This is a genomic window from Streptomyces sp. NPDC007971 (assembly GCF_042958635.1).
Lineage (GTDB): Bacteria > Actinomycetota > Actinomycetes > Streptomycetales > Streptomycetaceae > Streptomyces.
Genome location: NZ_JBIBJK010000023.1, coordinates 18170 through 39379, shown reverse-complemented (window position 1 = coordinate 39379; position 21210 = coordinate 18170). Strand labels below are relative to the sequence as shown.

Here is a 21210-nt window from a genome sequence, read left to right as displayed (position 1 = left end):
CGCACCCGTCAGGAGGTGGATCCCAGGGTCGATGTCGTGTACGCGCACTCGGTGTAGATGTACCCGGACCGGAGCCGGGCCGTGTCCGAGGCCGGTGTCGCGGTGCTGCCGCCGTGCGGCTTGTGCACGAAGTAGGTGGTGCCGACAGGGAGGCTGAGCGTGCGCTGCGGGTAGTTCCTGCCGCTGCTGCACGGCTTGAAGCCGGTCCTGAGCGTGTCGAGGAGAGCGTAGGACTTGCAGCTCCCGCATCCCTTGAGGGTGAAGCTGCCGGTGACCGGGCCGGTGTAGAGAACGGTGACGTCGTCGGGGCTGTCGTTCTTGACCGTGACGGAGATGCTGCCGCCGGAGGCGGTCGTCGGCAGCTTCTTCCCGGCCGCCGGCAGCGTCTGGGCGACCTCGGCCCCGATGGCGATCTTCTTGGCGCGATCCCGGTTCCTGCCGCTCCTGTTGTCCGCGACGTACTGGTCCAGGGTCTTCTGGGCCGCACTGAAGTCGCCGTCCTTGTACTGGTCGACACCGCAGGCGTACTCCCCCGCGTCGCCGCTCCGGTCGGCACGTCCGGCGGACTTCGTCAGCGCGTCGGACGTGCCCGCGTCCGTCCCCGACAGGTCGGTGATCCGGGTGTTCAGGTCACGCAACTGGGCGACGGCGGTGCAGGGCTGAGCGCCGTTCACGTCCTTCTCGGCGTTCTTCACGGCCGCGTCCACGGCGGGTACGACCTTGGCCGCGGACTCGGAGTGCGGGAACGTGTTCAGCAGGTCGCCGAAGCGCGTGACCCAGTCCGTCCCGCCGCCGGCCAGACCGGCCGAACCGCACGCGTACAGCGAGGCGGCGAGCCGGTCGTCGGGCCACTGTGCCAGCGTGCCGAGCTGCTTGCCCGGCATGGTGCGGGGCACCGTGCGCAGGTACTTGAGCGGCTCGACGGCGTCGCAGTACTCCTTGTGGCCGTAGGCCGCGGCGACGGTGGTGTAGAAGGTCCGCATGCGGTCGGGCACCTGGCCGGCGGCGCGGGAGCCGGAGTGGTCGACCGCGAGGTCCCGGTAGATCTCCAGCGCCGCCCGGTAGTCGCCCCGGGCGGTGGGGAACCTGTGCCGGCCGGCCGTCGTCACCAGATGGTCGGCGTGGTCGAGCCGGTCGAGGAGCGCCTGCTGCACGGCCTCGTCGTGCGCGTCGTCGTACCAGACCGTGCCGAAGGCCGGAACGGCGAGCAGCAGCACACCGAGCAGGAGGGCCAGCGGCGCCCGGCCCGGCCAGGTGAGCCGGGTGCGCAGTCCCGCGAACGCGCCGTGGACGGCGGCCAGCAGCACCAGCAGGACGTAGACGGCGAGCGCAGCCCCCGGGACGCCGTCGGCGTCGGCAGGCAGGGCGACGAACAGCAGGACGGCGGTCGCCGCCCAGCAGACGGCCGCCAGGACCCATCTTCGCAGGAGTGCGTAACCGAGGCCGAGACCGCTCAGGTTGAGTACCGCGACCGCCACCGCCCTCCAGCCGTCCGGGGGCGCGGGTGGCGGCGCCGACGGCATCGGCGGCATGGCGAATTCCTGGTAAGGACCGTACGGATTTCCGGACATGGTGGGCTCCCCCCGTCAACTTCCCCCGTATTACTGCGAATCGGCAGTGTAAGGCCGGGCACGCGGAGCCGACAGGGGGTCCGGGACAACGGCCGGCAGTCTGCGCACGGGGCGCCGGGCACAGCCGCCACCAGATCGCCCGGGCAGTATGATCAACTGCTCGTGGAGACGAGTGCAGACCCCGAGATGATCACGGTTCCGGCGGGACAGGTCACGCTGTCGGACCGACGCACCCAGCGCCGCTGGACGGTCGAAGCGGCCCCCTTCCGGCTCGCCGCACATCCGGTCACCCAGGCGCTCTACGCGCAGGTCACGGGCTGTCGGCCGAGCGCCACAGACGGGGAGCGGCTGCCCGTCGAAGGGGTTTCCTGGTGGGACGCGGTCCGGTTCTGCAACGCCTTGTCGCTGCGCGAGGGCCTCACCCCCGTCTACCGTCTCGGCGCCGGGGACGAGGACATCGCGTGGGACACCTCGGCCGACGGCTACCGGCTGCCGACCGAGGCCGAGTGGGAACACGCCTGCCGGGCCACGACGGACGGGCCGCGCTACGGCCCCCTGGACGAGATCGCCTGGCACCGGGGCAACTCGGCGGAACGGATCCGCGACGTGGGCGGCAAGGGGCCCAACCCGTGGGGCCTCCACGACATGCTGGGCAACGTGTGGGAGTGGTGCTGGGACGTCTACGACGCCGAGGTCTACGGCAGCTACCGGGTGCTGCGCGGAGGCGGCTGGTTCGACGAGCACTGGAGCTGCCGGGCCTCCGTCAGACGCCGCAGCCACCCCACCTTCCGCGTCGACGACGTCGGCTTCCGCCTCGCCCGTTCCGCGAGGGGCTGATCCGGGCCCACGGTCCGTTGCGGGCGCCCCGGCCGCGGCCACGGGAGACTTGAGGGATGCGACCCACGAGCAGGGCCCGGGGGCGAGGGCGGTGATCGCCGTCGATCCGACGGACAGCGCCTCGCTGCTCGCCGCCTTCGGGGCGCTCGGCGTCCTCGTGGTGATCTTCGCCGAGTCGGGCCTGCTGGTCGTCGGGTTCTTCCTGCCGGGCGACACACTGCTGTTCCCGGCCGGGGTGCTGTGCGCGGCGAGCGCTCGGCACGTGCCCCGGCTGGAGCTGTGGCAGGTCCTGGTGTGCGCGGCCGTCGGTGCCGTCGCGGGGGCACAGGTGGGCTATCTGCTCGGTCGGCACGGCGGGCGGCCGCTGCTGGCCCGGACGTCCAGCCGGCGCGTGCGGGCGGCGGTGGCACGGGCGGAGCGGCTGCTGGCCCGCTACGGCTACGGCAAGGCGCTGGTGATCGGCCGCTTCGTCCCGATGGTGCGGACCGTGCTGCATCCTGCGGCCGGCGCGCTCGGCGTGCCCGTGCGGACGTTCACCTGCTGGCAGTGCGTCGGCGGTCTGCTCTGGTCCCAGAGTCTCGTCCTGGCCGGATACCTCCTGGGGTCGTCGGTCGCCCACGTCGACGCGTATCTGCTGCCGCTGGTCGCCGCGCTCCTCGCGCTCTCCCTGCTGCCCCTGCTCACGGAGGCACACCGGACGCGGAAGCGGCAGCGGTAGCTCCGGTCGGCAGTAAGTCCGGTGGGCGGCAGTTCCGGTCGGTGGAAGCACAGATTTGACGTGTTCCTTATTTGCCAGATGCCCTATTTGTCCGATTACCCTGGACGGCTGTTGCTCCGGGCCGGCTGGGGCGGGCCCGGCGAACCGGGCACAGGCGAAGGAGACGGGGAAGGCATGCTCAGCGCACGGATGACGGCCCCACCGATCCCGTTCGGCCGAACAGAGTGCGCGGATGCCGCGCGCGCCACCGTGGCGGCGGGACTGACCTGGCAGGCGTGCGTGACGCTGCTGCATGCGCCGCACCCCTACGTGGGTGCCGTCGCGGCGCTGCTCATCGTCGAGGCGACGGTGGTGCGCACGCTCGCCGCCGCGACCCGGTACGCCGCCGGATGCGTGCTCGGCGTGGCGGTCGCCGTACCCGCGGCCCTCTACGTCGAACCCGGCACGGCCGGTCTCGCTCTGGTGGTCTTCGCCTCCGTCGTGCTGTCCCGGCGCGAGTTCCTCGGCCACCACGGGCTGCATCTGCCGACGACCGCGCTCATCACGTACGCCCTGGTCCGCGGACGGCATCCGGCCGAGCTGGCCGACCACCTCGCCGAGATCGTGCTGGGCCTCGCCTTCGGCCTCGCGTGCAGCGCGCTGCTGCTGCCCGCCGTGCGGGTGCGTTCCGCGGAGCGTGCGCTGGAGAGACTGCGCACCCTGCTCGCCCATCACCTCGACGGTCTGGCCGACTCCGTCACCGGGCGCGGGCGGCCGCGCGAGGTGCTCGGCCCCGCCTGGCGCCATGAGCTCGACACCGCGGTGGCCCAGGCGCGCACCGCCGTGGAGGAGGCGCACGAGAGCGTGCGGTGGAACGTACGGCCGACGGCGCGGCGCCACCGCCGGCACCTGGACCGGCGGGTGCTGCACGCACTGGCCGACGTGGAGGAGCAGGTGTGCGCGACCGGACGGCTCCTGGACGAGCGGCCCGCGGTCGGCCGCGTCGGCGCACGGTCGCAGGGCGCCCCGCGCGCCGACGGTTTCGCCCAGCCGTACGCCCGCCTGTTGCGCACCACGGCCCTGTGCGTGTACGACTGCCGCGGTCAGGTCCGGCCCCACCCGGCCCTGCCCGCCGCGCGCCACGCGGTCGCCAGACTCGGCAGGCCCGGCTGTGATGCCCCGGTCGCCCGCGCCGAGGACCGGCACCTGCTCCGTCACCTGGACGCGGCTCTCACCTGCCTGACGACGTCCGCGCCCGCCCCGCCCCGGCCGTCCGCCCGGCGCCACCGCGCGTTCGGCTCCCTTCGGCCCACCCAGCGACGATGACCCGGCACCGCACCGGTCTCCCGCACAGCGCCGGCCTGCCCACCGAGGAGCACACGCCTTGCGACGGCGAGGGCCACGGCACGGTCGCGGGGCGCCGGCCGCCCCGCTCCCGCGAGCTTCTCGCGCTCGCGCCCGTCCTGCTCATGGCCGCCGTCACGGTCACCGACCTGCTGACGCCCGACTGGCTGCACGTCGCGCCGGTGATGGCCGCCGTACCGGTCCTGGCCGCGGCCGTGCTCCCGCTCTGGGCGACGGCGGCGCTCGGCGGCGCGGCACTCGTGCTGACCCTGCTGCTGCAGGTGAACGCGGGACAGCGGGGCTCCCCCGACTCGAACGTCGTCCTGTGCGCCCTGGTCGTGGTCGGGCTCGCCTCGCTGACCACCTGTGCGCTGCGCCGGCGCCGGGAACGGCAGCTGCGCCAGGCCCGCTCGGTTGCGGAGACCGCACAGCGAGCACTGATGCACCCGCTCCCCCACCGCATGCGCTCCCTGGCCCTGTCCGGCGTGTATCTGCCGGCCGAGTCGGAGGCACGGATCGGCGGCGACTTCTACGAGGCCGTCCGGACCCCGTACGGCACCCGCATCCTCATCGGTGACGTGCGCGGCAAGGGGCTGCCCGCCGTCGGGGCCTCGGCGACCCTGCTCGGCGCGTTCCGGGAGCTGGCCAAGCGCGAGGCGTCCCTGACCACGGTGGCCCGGCAGCTGGACGAGCGCGCCCAGCGGCACATAGCGGCGCTGGACGGTGCGCAGGACAACGATGATCCGCAAGGGCCCGACGAGCCGGGGACCGGGGCGCTGTTCACGGAGCGGTTCGCGACCGCACTGCTGGTGGAGTTCCCGCCCGGCGAGGCCGTGGCCCGTATCGTCCACTGCGGTCATCCCGAGCCGCTCGTCGTCCGTGCGGGCCGGGTCCACGCCCATCCGCCCGAGCAGCCCGGAGCTCCTCTGGGACTCGGTGATCTACTGGGGGCGGCTCCCGTGGCCCAGACGGTGCCGTTCGGCCCGGGCGACCGGCTCGTGCTCTACACGGACGGTTTCATCGAGGCCCGCGACCGCCGCGGCCGGTTCTACGACCTGACCGCGCACACCCGCGCCCATGCCGGGCGCCCGCTGCCCGCGATGGTCTTCGCCCTGCGCCGCGCCCTGCTGCGTCACGTCGGCGGCGATCTCGACGACGACGCGGCCCTGGTCGCGCTGGAGCGCCTGCCGTGCGAGAACGCCCCGGGGTGAGCGCACCCACGGCCGGGGACAGGGCTTCTAGCGCAGCACAGCCAGGGACAGGGCTTCTAGCGCAGCACGGCCAGGGACAGGGCTGCTGCCGCGCGGGCCAGGAACAGGCCCGGGGCCGCGACGGTGTGCAGGACCTGTGCCCGCACGTGGAAGGCCAGGGCCGCGCTGGGTCGCGATGGCCGGCACGCACCCGCTGGCCGCCCGCGACACGATCGCCTTCCACGAGTTGTGGGACGAGCCGTTCGTCGCCGCCCCTGAGGAGACCGGCTCGTGGCGCGCACTGGCTGGCGGCCGACGAGCGCGGGGGCCGCCCCGTGCGCATCGGTGCGGTCACCGAACAGCCCGACGACTGGCTGAACGCCATCGCCAGCGGTTACGGCATCGCCCTCGCGCCACGGTCCGCCGCACGGTTCTACGCCCGCCCCGGCGTGGTCCACCGGCCGGTCACCGGTGTGAGCCCCACGCAGGTGGCGGTGGCCTGGGCCGCCGACGACGACCGCAATCCGGTCGTGCAGGACTTCGTGCGGTGCTGCCTGGACAGCGCGGGCGCCGGGTGACAGGCGCCGGCGCCGACCCGCCCGGCGCCGCCGTTCTTCCGCCGCCCCGCACCGCCGCCCGCGGCCCCGCTCTCCCCTGACCGGAGCAATACCGGTCCGCCTAAGGAGCGAGGATCCGTGAGAGGTGTGACCTTGGTGGAAGGAATCGGCCGGTGCACCTGCGACAAGGAGGCGGGATGACGGCAACGGGCGGCGGGAGCGGCGGGGCGTGCGCCACCGTGGACGAGGAGGCCGACGGCGCGTCGTACGACGTGTCCGGCGGTGCCTTTGCCCAGGTGAGCGCTGTCGCCGATGCCGTCCTCTACGAGGGCTATCTCCTGTACCCCTATCGCCGGTCCTCGGCCAAGAACCGGGTCCGCTGGCAGTTCGGGGTACTGCTGCCCCGGGACTGGGTGGAGGCGGACGGGCCCGTCACGCCGGGCATCGCCGGCTCCGCGGACTCCTGGTACCAGCAGACCGAGTGCCTGGTGCGCGTGCGACGGCCCGGTGCGGTCCTGCGCGTGCGCGTGCGCTACCTGCAGATGCAGCACAAGCAGGTGCAGGCCCTGGGTGCGGACGGCCGCCACCGCCCGGTCGAGTCGCTGCGCACCGACGACGGGACGGTCTGTCTCACCTTCGACGAGGCGGTCCCGCGCGAGGTCACCGTGGAGTGGCCGCTGGCGGATCTGCTGCGGGGCGAGTGCTCCGCCGGAGCCGGGGCGCCCGCGGGCGAGGAGACGGAGCCGCTGCCGGGCAGGGCCGGGCGGGTGGTGCGGCGGCGCGAGGAGGTCCGGGCGCGTACGGCGGTCGTGGCCGAGCGGGTCGCCGAGGACGTGTACCGGCTGCGGGTGCGCACCGAGAACACCGGGTGCGCACCCGAGGTCCGGGCAGCCCGCGGCGATGCGCTGCGTTCCGCGCTGCTCGCGGCGCACACGCTCGTCGGAGGTGCGGGCGTGGAGTTCGTCTCGCTCATCGATCCGCCGGACGGTCTCGCGGACCAGGTGCGCGGCTGCCGCAACGAGTTCACCTTTCCGGTGCTCGGCGGCGCGACCCAGGACACGGGCCCGACCGGGCCGGTCATGCTCTCCGCGCCGATCATCCTCCCGGACCGTCCGCAGGTGGCGCCGGAGAGCCCGGGCGATCTGCACGACGCGGCGGAGATCGACGAGATCCTGACGCTGCGCACGATGCTTCTGACCGACGAGGAGAAGGCCGAGGCCCGGGCCACGGACCCGCGTGCCGCGCAGATCCTCGACCGGGTCGACAGCATGCCCCCAGAGGTGTTCGCCCGGCTGCACGGAGCTATCCGCTCCCTGAACCCGGCCACGCCGGCCACGACCGGCGCGCCCTCCGAACGGCCCTCCTGGTGGCAGCAGGACGCCGACGACGGGCTGTCCCCGGCGACCGACACGGTGCCGGTGGACGGCGTCCCCGTCGGTGGCGGCAGCCGGGTGCGGCTTCGGCCGCGCGGCCGGGGCGCGGACGCCCAGGACATGTTCCTGGACGGCCGCACCGCCCAGGTCGCCGCGGTCTTCCACGACGTGGACGGCAGCGTGCACCTCGCGGTGACCGTCGACGACGATCCCGCCGCCGAACTGCACGGCTGGTACGGCCGTTTCCACTATTTCCGGCCCGACGAGCTCGAACCGCTCGACCGGGCGGACCCACCGGGTCCGGCGGGCCCCAGCCACCCACCCCGGCCGCAGTCCCCGCGGCCCCAGCGTCCGGCCGACCGGCCGGAGGAGGGACGGTTCGATGGACGCCCCTGATCTGCCGGCGCACGCCGACGACCGACTCCGCGACCGACTGCAGCAAAGGCCGACGACATGACGACCCAGAGCGGTACCACCGAAGTCCGCGGCGAGCCCGGCCGGTCCGGGGAGCCGAAGGGAATCGACGAGATCACCATCCTCTGGATCTCCGAGGGGATGAGCTGCGACGGCGACACCGTCTCCCTGACGGCCGCCGACCAGCCGTCCATCGAGGACGTGGTGCTCGGCCTCATCCCGGGCCTGCCGAAGGTCAACCTGGTCAACAAGGTGCTCTCGCCCAGCCTGGGCGGCGAGGACTTCCTCGCCCCCTACCGGGCGGCAGCGCGCGGTGACCTGAGCCCGTTCATCCTGGTCATTGAAGGTTCGATCCCGAACCAGCAGATCATCGAGGGCGACGGCTACTGGACGTCGTTCGGCAACGACCCGGAGACCGGTGAGCCGCAGACCCTGAACTGGTGGATCGACCAACTCGCCCCGAAGGCCTGGGCAGTGGTGGCCGCCGGCACCTGCGCCACGTTCGGCGGCATCCACGCCATGGCAGGCAACCCCACGGGTTGTATGGGCCTGGCCGACTACCTGGGCTGGGAGTTCAGGTCCGAGGCCGGCCTCCCGGTGGTCAACGTGCCCGGCTGTCCCATCCAGCCGGAGAACTTCATGGAGACCCTGATCTGGGTGCTCCAGCACGCGGCCGGCAGCGCTCCCCCACCCCCGCTGGACCACATGCTGCGGCCGCAGTGGCTGTTCGGGAAGACCGTGCACGAGGGCTGCGACCGGGGCTCGTACTACGAGCAGGCCGACTTCGGCAACGACTACAACTCGCCCAAGTGCCTGGTGAAGACGGGCTGCTGGGGCCCGGTCGTCAACTGCAACGTGCCCAAGCGCGGCTGGATGGCCGGCATCGGCGGCTGCCCGAACGTCGGCGGCATCTGCATCGGCTGCACGATGCCGGGGTTCCCCGACGCGTTCATGCCGTTCATGGACGAACCCCCCGGGGCGACGCTGTCGACCCTCGCCGTCAAGCCGTACGGGGCGATCATCCGCCGGCTGCGCGGCCTGACCAACGACGTGGTGAACCACGAGCCCAAGTGGCGCCACAACAAGCGCAAGCTGACCAGCGGCTACGACCCGCACTGGCGCGCCTGACGCCGTCCGTCCCGCATCCCGCCACCGAACCGCCGAACCCGAACAGCGAGGGGCAGTACCGCAGATGACGACCACCGAGTCCCGCACCAAAGGGCGCAAACCCGCACAGATCGTGGACATGTCCTGGGATCCGATCACCCGGATCATCGGCAACCTGGGCATCTACACGAAGATCGACTTCGCGAACCGGGAAGTCGTGGAGTGCCACAGCACCTCGTCGCTGTTCCGCGGCTACTCGGTGTTCATGAAGGGCAAGGACCCGCGCGACGCCGGGTTCATCACCTCGCGCATCTGCGGCATCTGCGGCGACAACCACACCACGTGCTCCAACTACGCCCAGCAGATGGCCTACGGCGTCAAGCCGCCGAAGCTGGCCGAGCACATCACCAACCTCGGCGAGGCCGCCGAGTACATGTTCGACCACACCATCTTCCAGGACAACCTGGTCTTCGTGGACTTCTGCGAGGCGATGGTCAAGGCCACCAACCCCGGTCTGCTGGCCCGCGCCGAGCGCACCGACGCGTCCCACGGGAACATCCACGGCTACCGGACCATCGCCGACATCATGAAGGCGTTCAACCCCTTCGAGGGCGAGGTCTACAAGGAGGCGCTGAAGGTCAGCCGGGTCACCCGGGAGATGTTCTGCCTGATGGAGGGGCGGCACGTCCACCCGTCGACGCTGTACCCGGGCGGGGTCGGCACGATGCCGCAGCCGAACACCTTCACCGACTACCTGAGCCGGCTCATGCACGTCGTCGACTTCGTGAAGAAGGCGGTGGCGATGAACGACGACGTGTTCGACTTCTTCTACGAGGCACTGCCCGGCTACGAGGAGGTCGGCAAGCGCCGCATCCTGCTGGGCTGCTGGGGCGCCTGGCAGAACCCGGACGTCGTCGACTACCGCTACGCCACCATGAACCAGTGGGGCAAGGCGATGTACGTCACCCCCGGCATCATTGTGGACGGCAAGCTGGTCACCAACAACCTGGTCGACATCAACCTCGGCCTCAGGATCATGCTCGGCAGCTCCTTCTACGAGGACTGGGTCAACGAGCAGCCCTTCGTCACCCACGACCCGCTCGGCAACCCCGTCGACATGCGCCACCCGTGGAACCAGACCACCGTGCCGGTGCCGCAGAAGCGCGACTTCGACGGCAACTACAGCTGGGTGATGAGCCCGCGCTGGCACCACCCGGAGACCGGCGAGCACCTGGCCCTGGACACCGGCGGCGGGCCTCTTGCCCGGCTGTGGACCACCGCCCTGAGCGGCATCGTCGACACGCCGTACATCAAGGCCACCGGCCACAGCGTGCGCATCTCGCTGCCCAAGGGCGAATCGCTCCCGGAGACCACCCTGGAGTGGAAGATCCCGAAGTGGAGCAACACCCTGGAGAGGGACCGGGCCCGGCCGTACTTCGTCGCGTACGCCGCCGCCATGGCCCTGCAGTTCCTGGAGGAGTCGATGGGCATGCTCCGCGACGGCGACACCAAGGTGTACGAGAACTTCGAGGTACCCGACGAGGCGATCGGCTGCGGCTTCCACGAGGCGGTGCGCGGAGTGCTCTCCCACCACCTGGTGATCAGGGACAAGAAGATCGCCAACTACCACCCGTACCCGCCCACCCCGTGGAACGCCAGCCCGCGCGACATCTACGGCACCCCGGGGCCGTACGAGGACGCCGTCCAGGGCCAGCCGATCTTCGAGGAGAACGGGCCCGACGACTTCAAGGGCGTCGACATCATGCGCACCGTCCGCAGCTTCGACCCGTGCCTGCCGTGCGGGGTGCACATGTACATGGGCAAGGGCAAGACGCTGTCGACCGTGCACTCGCCGACCTACGGAGCCAACCATGGCTGACAGGGCCGTACGGCTCCCGGACCCTGAGGTGGAGTCCCGACTCGCCCGGCTCGACGAGGTGCTGGCGGGGCTGGAGTCCGTACCCGGCCCGGCCGCCCGCGAGGCGCTGGAGTCGGTGAGTCTGCTGACCGAGGTCTACGGCGAGGCGCTCGCCCGGGTCCTGGACCACGCGGACGAGGCGCTGTGCGAGCGCCTCACCGGCGACGAACTGCTGGGACACCTGATGGTCCTGCACGCCCTGCATCCGGAGCCCGTCGAGCGCCGGGCCGCCCGTGCGGTCGAGCGGCTGCGGCCCGCGGTGCGCGAACGCGGCGGGGACCTGGAGTGGGCCGGTGTCGAAGGACGGGTGGCCCGGGTGCGGGTGAGCAGCGGCGGCGGATGCGGTTCCGGGTGCGGCGGCGGGTCGGCCGACATCACGGCGGCCGTGCGCGCGGCGGTGCTGGCCGCCGCCCCCGAGCTGACGGCCGTGGAGCAGGTCGCCGCCGAGCGGCGGCCGGCCCCGGCCTTCGTCCCCCTGGCCACGCTGACGCGCCGGACCGCGCCGCAGCCGCAGGGAGCGCGGTGACCGTGGACGGGGCGCTGGCCCGCGTCATCCGCTCGGCGGCCGACCGGACGGCGACGGCCGCGCCCGAGGTGTGCGACCTGTGCGCCGCCCCGGTGGCCGACGAGCACCCCCACCTGTACGAGACCGAGGCGGCGCAGGTGCGGTGTGTGTGCCGCCCCTGCTCCGTCCTGTTCGCCGAGGACGGGGCGGGCGAGGGGCGTCACCGGCTGGTGCCCCGGCGCCGGCTCCGGCTGACTCCGGTCGACACGGCGCAGCTGGGCGTGCCGGTGGGCCTGGTGTTCTTCGTGCCGCGCGACGACGGCACGGTCACCGCACAGGGGCCGAGTCCGGCGGGCGCCATGCGCTGGGAGGTGGACGCGGCGGCCTGGCAACGGCTGTCCGGCACGTTTGTGCAGCTCGCGACCATGGCACCCGAGGTGGAAGCCCTGCTGGTGAACACCGTCCGGGGCCAGAGCGAATACTGGATCGTGCCCATCGACGACTGTTTCCGGATGGTCGCCCTCGTTCGCCGCGAGTGGCGGGGCCTGTCCGGTGGCGGCCGGGTCTGGCCGGCCGTCGAGCGGTTCTTCGCGGAGCTCACCGAGCGATCGTGAAGCCCAGAAAGGAGACGACCATGGGCAGCATCAGAGTGGGCCGCCCCCAGGCGAAGCCCGACACGCCCACCCACGTGCGCGGTCTGCACCAGGGCAACAGGGGCCCCTACGAGGATCAGAGCGGACACCACGTCGACGGCACCTCCGACGCGCGCCGCTCCACGGGGATCGACTCGAAGCGGCACGACGCGCTGATCGAGGAAATGCCGAACATCTCGCCCGGATGAGAGAGCAGGGAGTGAGCGTGATGAAGCGCTGCGAAAGATCGCGGACGGCCAGATCGGTCGTTTCCGGGCGTCAGGTGCTGATCGCGCAGGCCCTTCTGGTGGGCGGCCTGGCGTTGGCCCTGCTCATGAAGGAACTGCCGAGCGTGGTACGCGAGTTGCGGATCGTCCGGATGACCGGCGGCCTGCGCGCGAACCGCCGGTACCCCTGAGCCCGTCGTGCACGAACTGTCGATCGCGACCGCGATCGTGGAGCGGGCCGAGGAGATCGCCCGGGAGGACGGCACCGACGGCGTCTCGTCGGTGACCGTCCGGGTCGGGGAGCTGGCGGGGGTGGTCCCGGACGCGCTGCACTTCGCCTTCGAGGTGGCCCGTGACGGTACGGCCCTCGCCTCGGCCCGACTCGTCGTCGAGCAGGTGACCGCGCGGGCGTGGTGCGGTGAGTGCACCGAGGAGTTCGCGGTCGGCATGCCGCCGTTCTTCTGGTGCCCGCGCTGCGACCGGCCCTCGCAGGACCTGCGCAGCGGACGGGAACTGGAGATCACGGGCGTCGAAACGGCGCCCTGAGCGGCTGCGGCCCCACCGGAGCCTCGGGCCCCGCCGGAGCCTCGGGCCCCGCCGGAGCCTCGGGCTCCGGCGGGGCCGCACACGGTCCGCACCCCACGGCACGCTGTCCGCGTCCCCTCGCTTCCACCCCCCGGCAGGCTGTCCGTTCGCCCCTCAGCAGATGCGCGGAAGCTGCTCCCCCAGCGGCAGGTCCACCACCCGGGTGCCGCCCAGGGCGGTGGCGACGACCACCATCCCGGGATGGTCCTCGACGCACTCGCCGACCAGGACCGCGCCGGCGCCGTGCGGATGGGCCCGCATGGCCGCGAGCACCGCCTCGGCCTCCTGCCGGGGCACGAAGGCCACGAGCCGGCCCTCGTTGGCGACGTACAGCGGGTCCAGGCCGAGGAAGCCGCAGGCGTTCGCGACCTCGTCCGGGACCGGGACGGACCGCTCGTAGAGCCGTACTCCGGTGCCCGAGGCGCGGGCGATCTCGTTCAGCGAGGCGCCGAGCCCGCCCCGGGTGGGGTCGCGCAGGACGTGGATGTCCCGGGTGACCGCCAGCATGTCCGCCACCAGGCCCGCCAGCGGTGCGGTGTCGGAGGCGATCTCGATGCCGAACTCCAGGCCCTCCCGCACACTCATGATCGCCACTCCGTGCAGGCCGATCGGGCCGCTGACGATGACGGCGTCGCCGGGCCGGGCGCGCTGGGGACGGATGTCGACCCCGTCGGGGACGAGGCCGACGCCGGCGGTGGTGACGTACACGCCGTCACCGTGTCCCGACTCGACCACCTTGGTGTCGCCGGTGGCGACGATGACGTCCGCCGCCCGGGCGGCGGTCCCGATGGCACGCGCGATCCGCTCGACGACGGCGAGTTCCACGCCCTCCTCCAGGACGAACGCCGTGGAGAGGCAGGCGGGCCGGGCACCGCTCATCGCGAGGTCGTTGACGGTGCCGTTGACCGCGAGGTCGCCCAGGCAGCCGCCGGGGAAGAACAGCGGCCGCACCACGTAGGAGTCGGTGGAGAACGCCAGCCGCGCGCCGCCCAGTTCGAGGACGGCCGAGTCGGTCAGCGCGGCCAGGGTGGGGTTGCCGTACGCGGGGGCGAAGACCTGCTCGACCAGCTCGGCGGACAGGGCGCCGCCCCCGCCGTGGCCCATGACGACGACCGGCTGGTCGCGCAGGGGGGCGGGACAGGTCCAGTTCGCGGGGTCGACGGCCGCTTCTGTGGCGAGATCAGCCAACGGGGTTCATCTCCTCGCGCGGGATACGGGATCCCTGCGGTGCCGGGCCGGTCATCCGGCGGTACAGGTAGTAGGCCGCGCAGGCGCCCTCGTTGGAGACCATGGTGGCGCCGAGCGGGGTGCGCGGGGTGCAGGTCGTGCCGAACGCGGCGCACTCGGTGGGTTTGATCAGGCCCTGCAGGACCTCGCCTGCGCGGCACTCGGCGGGCTCCTCGGTGCGGATGCCGGCGACGTCGAAGCGGTGCTCGGCGTCGTGGGCGCGGTAGGCGTCGCTCAGGCGCCAGCCGCTGGCCGGGATGCGGCCGATCCCCCGCCAGTTGCGGTCGGTGATCTCGAACACCTCCTCGATCATGCGCAGGGCCGCCGGGTTGCCCTGGTCGCGCACGGCCCGCGGGTAGGCGTTCTCCACCCGGTGTTCCCCGCGTTCCAGCTGGTGGACGGCGCGGCGGATGCCTTCGAGGATGTCGAGCGGTTCGAAGCCGGTGACGACGAGCGGCACCCGGTGCTTGCGCGCCAGGTCCGGGTACTCGGCGGTGCCCATCACGCTGCACACGTGCCCGGCGGCGAGGAAGCCCTGCACCCGGCAGGCGGGAGCCGTCATGATCGCCTCGATCGCCGGGGGGACCCGGACGTGGGACACGAGCAGGCTGAAGTTGTCCAGGCCCAGGCGGCGGGCCTGGTGCACCGCCATGGCGTTGGCGGGGGCGGTCGTCTCGAAGCCGATGGCGAAGAAGACGACCTGGCGGTCCGGGTTCTTCCGGGCGAGGTCGAGGGCGTCGAGCGGTGAGTACACCACCCGTACGTCACCGCCCTCGCCCTTGACCCGGAACAGGTCCCGGTCGCTGCCGGGCACCCGGAGCATGTCGCCGAAGGAGCAGAAGATCACCTCGGGGCGGGCGGCGATCTCCAGCGCCTTGTCGATGACGTCCAGGGGCGTGACACAGACCGGGCAGCCCGGACCGTGGATCAGCTCCACCTGTTCCGGCAGGAGCTGGTCGATGCCGTGCCGGATGATGGAGTGGGTCTGGCCGCCGCAGACCTCCATCAGCGCCCACGGCCGGGTGGCCGTGGCCCGGATCTCGTCCAGCAGCCGACGCGCCAGGTCCGGGTCGTTGAACTCGTCGATGTACTTCACAGGACCTCACTTCCGCTCTCCTGCCGGGCCGCCTGCGCCCAGGGGTCGCCGAACTCCTCCTCCAGCAGCCCGAGTTGCTCGAACAACTCCAGGGAGGCCCGGGCCGACTCCTCGTCCAGGCGCTGCAGGGCGAACCCGACGTGGACGATGACGTACTCCCCCACCCGCACATCGGGCAGGTACTCCAGACACGCCTGTTTGCGCACGCCGCCGAAGTCGATCAGCCCGGTGAGCGGGTCGGCGCCGTGGTCGATCTCCACGACCTTGCCGGGCACTGCCAAGCACATGGTCACTCCGTCTCGTGGTTGGTTGCCGTTGCCGCGACCATGAGCTGGCCGAGCGCGAGTCCGCCGTCGTTCGGCGGTACTTCGCCGTGCCTGAGGACCGTGAACCCGTCCCCGGACAGCAGGGCGGCGCTCTCCTCCTCCAGCAGGGCGTTGGCGAAGACGCCTCCGGTGAGGGCGACTGTGGTCAGGCCGGTCGTTCCGCGGGCCCGCCGGCAGATCTCGGCGACGGCCCGGGCCACGCCCCGGTGGAAGCGGGCCGCGAGCACGGGCCCGGGCGTACCCCGCCGCAGGTCGGTGAGGACGGCCTGCAACGGGGGTGCGATCTCCCACCTGGCCGCCCGGCTCAGCCGGCCGAGCGGTTGACGGGACGGGGCCGCGCTCCGGTCCTCGCGCGATGGCGGGAGGGCCCGCAGCCCGAAGCGGTACGCCCGGGCGTCCGCGTGCCACGCCTGCGTCGCCGCGGCCTCCAGTTCCAGCGCGGCCTGCGCCTCGTACTGCGCGCGGTGGCACACGCCGGCCAGCGACGACACGGCGTCGAAGAGACGGCCCATGCTCGACGTCGGAACACTTGACACCTGACGGTGCAACTGCTGTTCCAACAGGGCAAGTTCGGACTCCGAGCACGCGAGGACGCTCGGCAGGTCCCGTTCCCACGGCAGCCCCGCCGCCCACAGCCGGGCCAGCGCCAGCCGGCACGGGTTGGCCACGCCGGAGTCGCCGCCGGGCAGCGGGGCGGGGGCCAGGCGGGCGAAGCGCCGGTATCCGGTGTAGTCGGCGAGCAGCACCTCGCCGCCCCACACGGTCCCGTCGTCGCCGTACCCGGTGCCGTCGAAGGCGACGCCGATCACGGGCGTGGCGCCGTCGAGGCCGTGTTCGGCCATGGCCGAGGCGATGTGCGCGTGGTGGTGCTGGACCAGACGCGGGGCGTCCAGGGCGAGTTGGGACGACCGTCGCCGCGCCCAGGCCGTCGAGTGGTAGCCGGGATGCCGGTCGGCGGCGACCAGCCGTGGGGTGACTCGGGTGAGGCGGGTGAGGTGCCGTTCGGCCCGCGCTGCGGCTTCGAGGGTGGCCAGGTCGCCCATGTCGCCGATGTGCGGCCCGAACCAGGCCTGGTCGCCCTCGCCCAGGCACAGGACGTTCTTCAGGTCGCCGCCGACCGCGAGCGCGGGCCGGACCGGGACCGGGAGCCGCAGGGGGCGGGGGACGTATCCGCGGGAGCGGCGGAGAACCTGTTCGGTGCCGTCGGGGCGCACCCGCAGCAGGGAGTCGTCGCACGGGGAGGCGATGGGCCGGTCGTGGGCGAGCCAGGCATCGGCCAGCCCGGCCAGCCGCGTCAGGGCGTCGGCGTCGTCGGTGACGATGGGCTCGCCGGAGCGGTTGCCGCTGGTCATGACCAGCACCCGGGGGCCGGGGGGATCGCCCGGCAGCCCGAACAGGAGGGTGTGGACGGGGGTGTAGGGCAGCATCAGGCCCACGTGCGGGCTGCCCGGGCACACCTCGTCGGCGAGGCGGAGGCCGTCCGCGGGCACCCGTCTGCGCAGCAGGACGACGGGGCGCCGGGCACTCGTGAGCACGGCCCGCTCGGCGCCGGAGAGCAGGGCGATGCGTTCCGCCGTGGCGAGGTCGGCGCACATCACGGCGAAGGCCTTCCCGCCGCGGTCCTTGCGGGTGCGCAGGGCGCTCACGGCCCGTGCGTCGGTGGCGTCGCAGGCCAGGTGGTAGCCGCCGACCCCCTTCACGGCGACGATCCGTCCCGCGGCCAGCAGCGCCCGTGCCGTTGCCAGGGCGTCCGCGTCCCGGGCCGGCCGGACGCCGGTGCCGGCGCCCGGGACCAGGCTCAGCCGCGGGCCGCAGTCGGGGCAGGCGACGGGCTGCGCGTGGAAGCGCCGGTCGGCCGGGGCGCCGTACTCGCGGGCGCAGGCGGGGCACATCGGGAAGTCCGCCATGGTCGTGGCCACACGGTCGTAGGGCATCGCGGTGGCGACGGTGAAGCGGGGGCCGCAGTGGGTGCAGGTGATGAACGGGTGGCGGTGGCGCCGGTCGGCCGGATCGGCCAGCTCGCGCAGGCAGTCGGCGCAGGTCGCGGTGTCGGGCGGGAGCTGGGTGCGGCCGGCGGACCCCTCGGTGGGACGGATGGCGAAGGGGTCGGTGGCGCCGGTGACGGGGAGGTCCTCGCAGCCGACCGCGGTGACCGAGGCGAGCGGCGGGGGCTGCTCGGCCAGCAGGTCGCAGAAGCGTCCGACGCCCTCCGCCGGGCCCTCGACCTCGATGAGGACGCCGTTCGCGGTGTTGCTCACGAACCCGGCCAGCGCGAGGTCGGCGGCCAGGCGGTGCACAAAGGGCCGGAATCCGACCCCCTGCACCGTGCCGCGGACGGTGAGCCGGCGCCGTACCGCTGCGGTGGCGGGCGCGGTCACGCGACGGGGGCGGAGGCGCCGTGGTGGTGGCCGTGGGGGTGCGGGGCGAGGGGGGGCCGGTGCGGCGGGGCGCCGTGCCGGGCGGCGAGCGCGTTGGCCAGGAGCGTGTCGACCCCGTCGCCGGTGCGGGCGCAGGACGGGATGATCTCCACGCCCGGGTTGACCCGCTGGACGTTCGCCCGGAAGGCGCCCTCGTCGAAGCCGGCCGCCCCGGCCAGGTCGGTCTTGGTGATGACGACCAGATGGGCGGAGCCGAACGCGGTGGGGTACTTCAGCGGCTTGTCCTCGCCCTCGGTCACCGCCATCAGCACGATCCGCAGGCTCTCGCCGAGGTCGTAGGACGCCGGGCAGACGAGGTTGCCGACGTTCTCCACGAAGAGCACCGCGGTGTCCGCCGGCAGCCAGCCCTCCAGCCGCCCGCGCACCTGCCGTGCCTCCAGGTGGCACAGTCCGTCGGTGAGCAGCTGCTGCACCGGCGCGCCAGACCTCGCGAGCCGGACGGCGTCGTTCTCGGTCGCGAGATCGGCGGTGAGGGCGGCGACCGGAACTCCCCGCTCCACCGCTCGGGCCAGGACCCGGCCGAGGAGTTCCGTCTTGCCGCTGCCGGGGCTGGACAGCAGGTTGACCACCGCCACGCCCTGCCGCGTCAGGTCGTCGCGCAGGCGCGCGGCCAGGTCGTCGTTCTTCGCCAGCACGGCTTGTTTGACGTCGGACCGGCACATGGGCGCAGCTCCTCGGAGTCGTGAAGCGGAGCCCCGGCCACGTGTGCGGCCCGGGGTCTCACCGATCTTCGGCTGCTCCGGGCACGAGCCCCGGCAGCGCAGCCGCGTGCGGGGGCCCGGATTCCATCGGGCGGCCCAACGGGGGTGCCGGCGCCGCCGGATCCGCCAGCAGGACGGGGACCAGGGTGTGCAGCGCGTCCACGGCCCGGTCGACGGCCTCGCGCACGGGTGTGCTCAGTCCCGGCAGGATGTCCTCGTCGCCGCTGGGCAGGACGCCGGGCTCGCAGGCCAGGACGAGCACCCGGGGCAAGGGCTCGTCGCCCAGGTGCGCGGCCAGGGCGAGCACCTTCTCCGGGTCCATGCCGTGGGCCTCGGGCACCACCGTGCCGTCGGGTGGTTCCGCCTCGATCAGGGTGAGGGTGCCGGGGCGCAGTCCGCGCGGGGCCGCGTCGACCAGGACGGCGGTGGCACAGCCGTCGAGCAGGGTGTAGGCGAGGTCCAGGCCGCGGATGCCGAAGTCCCGCGTGTGCACCTCGGGCGGCAGCGGGCGCCGGATGAGGGCCCGGATCACCTCGGGGCCGAACGCGTCGTCCCCGAGGAAGATGTTCCCGACGCCCGCCACGAGCAGCCGGCCGGCCGGGGCGCTCACCGGTCCTCCCCGGCGAGGGGCGCCAGCGGCCGGGGGGTTCCGGCCGGCTTCTTGCGCACGAAGGCCGACCTGAGCGCGTGGTACGGGGCTCCGGGGTCGAAGAAGACCTCGTGCATCCGGGCGAGTTCGTCGCGCCGGTATTCCGCGAGCGGTCGTTTCTCCTCGTCCGCGCGGCGGGCCGCGGCCTTGGCGGCGATCCGCCGGCGCAGATCGGGGGCGGCGGCGAGGTCGGCGGCCAGCCGCTCGACCTCGGCGGTGAACTCCCCCGCCGCCGCGGGCACCAGACGGTCCGCCAGCCCGATCCGCGCGGCCGACGCGGCGCTCAGCGGCAGGGCCTCCTCGGTCAGCCGGCGGGCGGTGCCGCCGCCCGCGCGGCGCGGCAGCGTGTACGTCCAGAACTCGGAACCGTACAGGCCCATCCGCCGGTAGTGCGGGTTGAGGACGGCTCCGGTGCGGCACCACACCTGGTCGGCGGCGAGGGCGAGCATGACGCCGCCGGCGGCCGCGTTGCCGGCGAGTGCGGCCACCACCAGCCGGTCGGTGGTGCGCAGCACCGCCTCGACGAGGTCGTCGATGGCGTTGAGGTTGGCCCAGGACTCCTCGGCCGGGTCGGCGGCCGCCTCGATGACGTTGAGGTGGATGCCGTTCGAAAAGAAGTCCCGGTCGGAGCCGAGCACCAGGACCGAGGTGGGGCGGGCGAGCGCGTACCGGTAGGCGGCGAGGAGCCTGCGGCACTGGTCGGTGCTCATCGCCCCGCCCGGGAAGGAGAAGGTCAGGAAGCCTGTGTCGCCGCGCTGCCGGTAGCGGATGTCGGTCCAGGTGCGCCGGTGCGCGGGCAGTTCCAGGGGGGCGGCGCTCTCCGGCAGCCCGGGGGTGTCCTGGCCCGCGAACGCGGCGAGCACGGCGGCGGCGGGGCGCCGGAAGGGTGCCGGGTCGCCGCTGTTCTTGCGGGGGCGCAGTTCCGGGATCCACACGGCGCCGTCGCGGGTGGCCCGGCAGACTGCGCCCGCCCGGGTCGCCAGGAGTTCGCCGGGGCGGCCGCGCAGCCGGTCCTCCAGGTGGCCGCCGTGCAGGAACACCTCCCGGCCGAGGAGTTCGTCGAGGACGCCCGGCTGCGAGTCGGCGCCGCGCAGCGTGCGCAGCACACGCTGGGTGCTGTCGTTCTCCCAGTCGATCCGGCGCCGCTCCTGCCGGTAGGCGTCGCGCCACACGACGTGGACGCGGTCGTCGGTCTGCGGGCGGGGTTTGTACGCGCCGTCGGCGTACCGGCGCACGGCCAGCATCACGGCGGTGACGGCGGCGTCGGAGGCCTCGTTGCGGTACAGGTCGCTCTTGCCGACGGGCGGCACGGGGAAGGGCTCGGCCGCCCAGATGTCGCCGGCGTCCATGGCCGCCTCGGCCTGGAGCACGGTCACGCCCCACCGGGGCGCCTGCTCGGCGATGGCCCAGTCCAGCGAGGAGGGGCCGCGGTCGCCGGGCGGTCCCGGATGCACGATCAGGCAGGTGTGCTCCCGCCAGACGTCCTCGGGCAGGGCCGTCTTCAGCATCGGCGCGACGATCAGGTGCGGACGGAACTCCCGTACGGCGGCCCGGACGGGGTCGGCGCCGTGGGTGGCGAGCACGACGTCCACCCGGTGTCCCTGGTCCGACAGTTCGGCGTAGACGCGCTGCGAGAGGCTGTTGAACGCGCTGGCCACGAGCAAAATGTCCATGACACCGCATGGTCGTCGGTGCCCAGGGCGCTGGGAAGAACGCCTGCGGCGTTTCGCCCGCCCCGGCCGGCCCGCTTCCTCCATCCGGATCGCACGGCCGCGGCCCCGGGCCACCGCCGAGGGCGGCGCGCCGGACGCGAAGG

The 21210-nt window shown here is 73.3% G+C and carries 20 protein-coding genes and 1 pseudogene; 13 read left to right on the top strand and 8 right to left on the bottom strand.

Features of this window, described 5'->3' with window-relative positions:
• Positions 1-8: 8 nt before the first annotated feature.
• Positions 9-1571, bottom strand: a complete 1563-nt coding sequence (locus tag ACFZCP_RS36790) for a hypothetical protein (protein ID WP_391437380.1) — start codon at positions 1569-1571, stop codon at positions 9-11.
• Between the two features lie 186 nt (positions 1572-1757).
• On the opposite strand from ACFZCP_RS36790, the gene ACFZCP_RS36785 reads away from it, so the two are divergent.
• From ACFZCP_RS36785 to hypA, 13 genes and pseudogenes are all read left to right on the top strand, one after another.
• Positions 1758-2408 (top strand): SUMF1/EgtB/PvdO family nonheme iron enzyme, encoded by a 651-nt coding sequence (locus ACFZCP_RS36785; RefSeq protein WP_391438005.1) that lies wholly within the window; start codon positions 1758-1760, stop codon positions 2406-2408.
• A gap of 91 nt (positions 2409-2499) precedes the next feature.
• Positions 2500-3126 (top strand): VTT domain-containing protein, encoded by a 627-nt coding sequence (locus ACFZCP_RS36780; RefSeq protein ID WP_391437998.1) that lies wholly within the window; start codon positions 2500-2502, stop codon positions 3124-3126.
• Between the two features lie 174 nt (positions 3127-3300).
• Complete coding sequence (locus tag ACFZCP_RS36775) at positions 3301-4431, top strand: FUSC family protein (protein ID WP_391437376.1); 1131 nt, start codon at positions 3301-3303, stop codon at positions 4429-4431.
• The gene (locus tag ACFZCP_RS36770; protein ID WP_391437372.1) at positions 4428-5660 is read left to right on the top strand and encodes a SpoIIE family protein phosphatase; all 1233 of its coding nucleotides are present in this window, start codon (positions 4428-4430) and stop codon (positions 5658-5660) included. Before ACFZCP_RS36775 ends, ACFZCP_RS36770 begins: the two co-directional genes overlap by 4 nt.
• Before the next feature lie 160 nt (positions 5661-5820).
• Positions 5821-6217, top strand: a pseudogene (locus ACFZCP_RS36765) (LysR substrate-binding domain-containing protein); the annotation flags it as partial.
• A gap of 176 nt (positions 6218-6393) precedes the next feature.
• Complete coding sequence (locus tag ACFZCP_RS36760) at positions 6394-7965, top strand: hypothetical protein (protein WP_391437365.1); 1572 nt, start codon at positions 6394-6396, stop codon at positions 7963-7965.
• A gap of 57 nt (positions 7966-8022) precedes the next feature.
• The gene (locus ACFZCP_RS36755; RefSeq protein ID WP_362696515.1) at positions 8023-9111 is read left to right on the top strand and encodes a hydrogenase expression protein HypE; all 1089 of its coding nucleotides are present in this window, start codon (positions 8023-8025) and stop codon (positions 9109-9111) included.
• 64 nt (positions 9112-9175) lie between these two features.
• Positions 9176-10969 (top strand): nickel-dependent hydrogenase large subunit, encoded by a 1794-nt coding sequence (locus ACFZCP_RS36750; protein WP_391437359.1) that lies wholly within the window; start codon positions 9176-9178, stop codon positions 10967-10969.
• The gene (locus ACFZCP_RS36745; RefSeq protein ID WP_391437352.1) at positions 10962-11534 is read left to right on the top strand and encodes a NifU family protein; all 573 of its coding nucleotides are present in this window, start codon (positions 10962-10964) and stop codon (positions 11532-11534) included. The genes ACFZCP_RS36750 and ACFZCP_RS36745 overlap by 8 nt, the downstream gene beginning before the upstream one ends.
• Positions 11531-12127, top strand: coding sequence for a DUF5947 family protein (locus ACFZCP_RS36740; RefSeq protein ID WP_391437343.1), 597 nt, complete (start codon positions 11531-11533; stop codon positions 12125-12127). The genes ACFZCP_RS36745 and ACFZCP_RS36740 overlap by 4 nt, the downstream gene beginning before the upstream one ends.
• Before the next feature lie 20 nt (positions 12128-12147).
• Positions 12148-12354 carry a hypothetical protein gene (locus ACFZCP_RS36735; RefSeq protein ID WP_391437338.1) on the top strand — a complete coding sequence of 69 codons (207 nt, stop codon included), beginning with the start codon at positions 12148-12150 and terminating at the stop codon, positions 12352-12354.
• Between the two features lie 20 nt (positions 12355-12374).
• The gene (locus tag ACFZCP_RS36730) at positions 12375-12563 is read left to right on the top strand and encodes a hypothetical protein (RefSeq protein ID WP_391437994.1); all 189 of its coding nucleotides are present in this window, start codon (positions 12375-12377) and stop codon (positions 12561-12563) included.
• A gap of 7 nt (positions 12564-12570) precedes the next feature.
• Positions 12571-12918, top strand: a complete 348-nt coding sequence (gene hypA, locus ACFZCP_RS36725) for a hydrogenase maturation nickel metallochaperone HypA (protein WP_391437334.1) — start codon at positions 12571-12573, stop codon at positions 12916-12918.
• Positions 12919-13071: 153 nt separating this feature from the next.
• Here the strand turns inward: hypA and hypE are convergent, their stop codons facing one another.
• From hypE to ACFZCP_RS36690, 7 genes are read right to left on the bottom strand one after another with little or no spacing between them, the layout of a single operon-like run.
• A complete protein-coding gene (hypE, locus tag ACFZCP_RS36720) occupies positions 13072-14145 on the bottom strand; it encodes a hydrogenase expression/formation protein HypE (protein ID WP_362696528.1) in 1074 nt (357 codons plus the stop codon).
• Entirely contained in the window at positions 14138-15280 is a 1143-nt protein-coding gene (gene hypD, locus ACFZCP_RS36715) for a hydrogenase formation protein HypD (RefSeq protein WP_362696530.1), read from the bottom strand. Before hypD ends, hypE begins: the two co-directional genes overlap by 8 nt.
• Positions 15277-15567, bottom strand: coding sequence for a HypC/HybG/HupF family hydrogenase formation chaperone (locus ACFZCP_RS36710; RefSeq protein WP_391437323.1), 291 nt, complete (start codon positions 15565-15567; stop codon positions 15277-15279). Before ACFZCP_RS36710 ends, hypD begins: the two co-directional genes overlap by 4 nt.
• Before the next feature lie 2 nt (positions 15568-15569).
• The gene (gene hypF / locus ACFZCP_RS36705) at positions 15570-17984 is read right to left on the bottom strand and encodes a carbamoyltransferase HypF (RefSeq protein ID WP_391437319.1); all 2415 of its coding nucleotides are present in this window, start codon (positions 17982-17984) and stop codon (positions 15570-15572) included.
• A complete protein-coding gene (gene hypB, locus ACFZCP_RS36700) occupies positions 17981-18706 on the bottom strand; it encodes a hydrogenase nickel incorporation protein HypB (RefSeq protein WP_391437315.1) in 726 nt (241 codons plus the stop codon). Before hypB ends, hypF begins: the two co-directional genes overlap by 4 nt.
• Before the next feature lie 58 nt (positions 18707-18764).
• The gene (locus tag ACFZCP_RS36695; protein WP_362696538.1) at positions 18765-19355 is read right to left on the bottom strand and encodes a hydrogenase maturation protease; all 591 of its coding nucleotides are present in this window, start codon (positions 19353-19355) and stop codon (positions 18765-18767) included.
• Positions 19352-21067 (bottom strand): enoyl-CoA hydratase-related protein, encoded by a 1716-nt coding sequence (locus tag ACFZCP_RS36690; RefSeq protein WP_391437306.1) that lies wholly within the window; start codon positions 21065-21067, stop codon positions 19352-19354. The genes ACFZCP_RS36695 and ACFZCP_RS36690 overlap by 4 nt, the downstream gene beginning before the upstream one ends.
• Positions 21068-21210 lie beyond the last annotated feature (143 nt).

Coding starts and splice junctions, on each gene's coding strand:
- ACFZCP_RS36790 (WP_391437380.1), bottom strand. CDS start 1,571: ATGTCCGGAAATCCGTACGGTCCTTACCAGGAATTCGCCATGCCGCCG.
- ACFZCP_RS36785 (WP_391438005.1), top strand. CDS start 1,758: ATGATCACGGTTCCGGCGGGACAGGTCACGCTGTCGGACCGACGCACC.
- ACFZCP_RS36775 (WP_391437376.1), top strand. CDS start 3,301: ATGCTCAGCGCACGGATGACGGCCCCACCGATCCCGTTCGGCCGAACA.
- ACFZCP_RS36770 (WP_391437372.1), top strand. CDS start 4,428: ATGACCCGGCACCGCACCGGTCTCCCGCACAGCGCCGGCCTGCCCACC.
- ACFZCP_RS36760 (WP_391437365.1), top strand. CDS start 6,394: ATGACGGCAACGGGCGGCGGGAGCGGCGGGGCGTGCGCCACCGTGGAC.
- ACFZCP_RS36755 (WP_362696515.1), top strand. CDS start 8,023: ATGACGACCCAGAGCGGTACCACCGAAGTCCGCGGCGAGCCCGGCCGG.
- ACFZCP_RS36750 (WP_391437359.1), top strand. CDS start 9,176: ATGACGACCACCGAGTCCCGCACCAAAGGGCGCAAACCCGCACAGATC.
- ACFZCP_RS36745 (WP_391437352.1), top strand. CDS start 10,962: ATGGCTGACAGGGCCGTACGGCTCCCGGACCCTGAGGTGGAGTCCCGA.
- ACFZCP_RS36735 (WP_391437338.1), top strand. CDS start 12,148: ATGGGCAGCATCAGAGTGGGCCGCCCCCAGGCGAAGCCCGACACGCCC.
- ACFZCP_RS36730 (WP_391437994.1), top strand. CDS start 12,375: ATGAAGCGCTGCGAAAGATCGCGGACGGCCAGATCGGTCGTTTCCGGG.
- ACFZCP_RS36710 (WP_391437323.1), bottom strand. CDS start 15,567: ATGTGCTTGGCAGTGCCCGGCAAGGTCGTGGAGATCGACCACGGCGCC.
- hypB (WP_391437315.1), bottom strand. CDS start 18,706: ATGTGCCGGTCCGACGTCAAACAAGCCGTGCTGGCGAAGAACGACGAC.
- ACFZCP_RS36690 (WP_391437306.1), bottom strand. CDS start 21,067: ATGGACATTTTGCTCGTGGCCAGCGCGTTCAACAGCCTCTCGCAGCGC.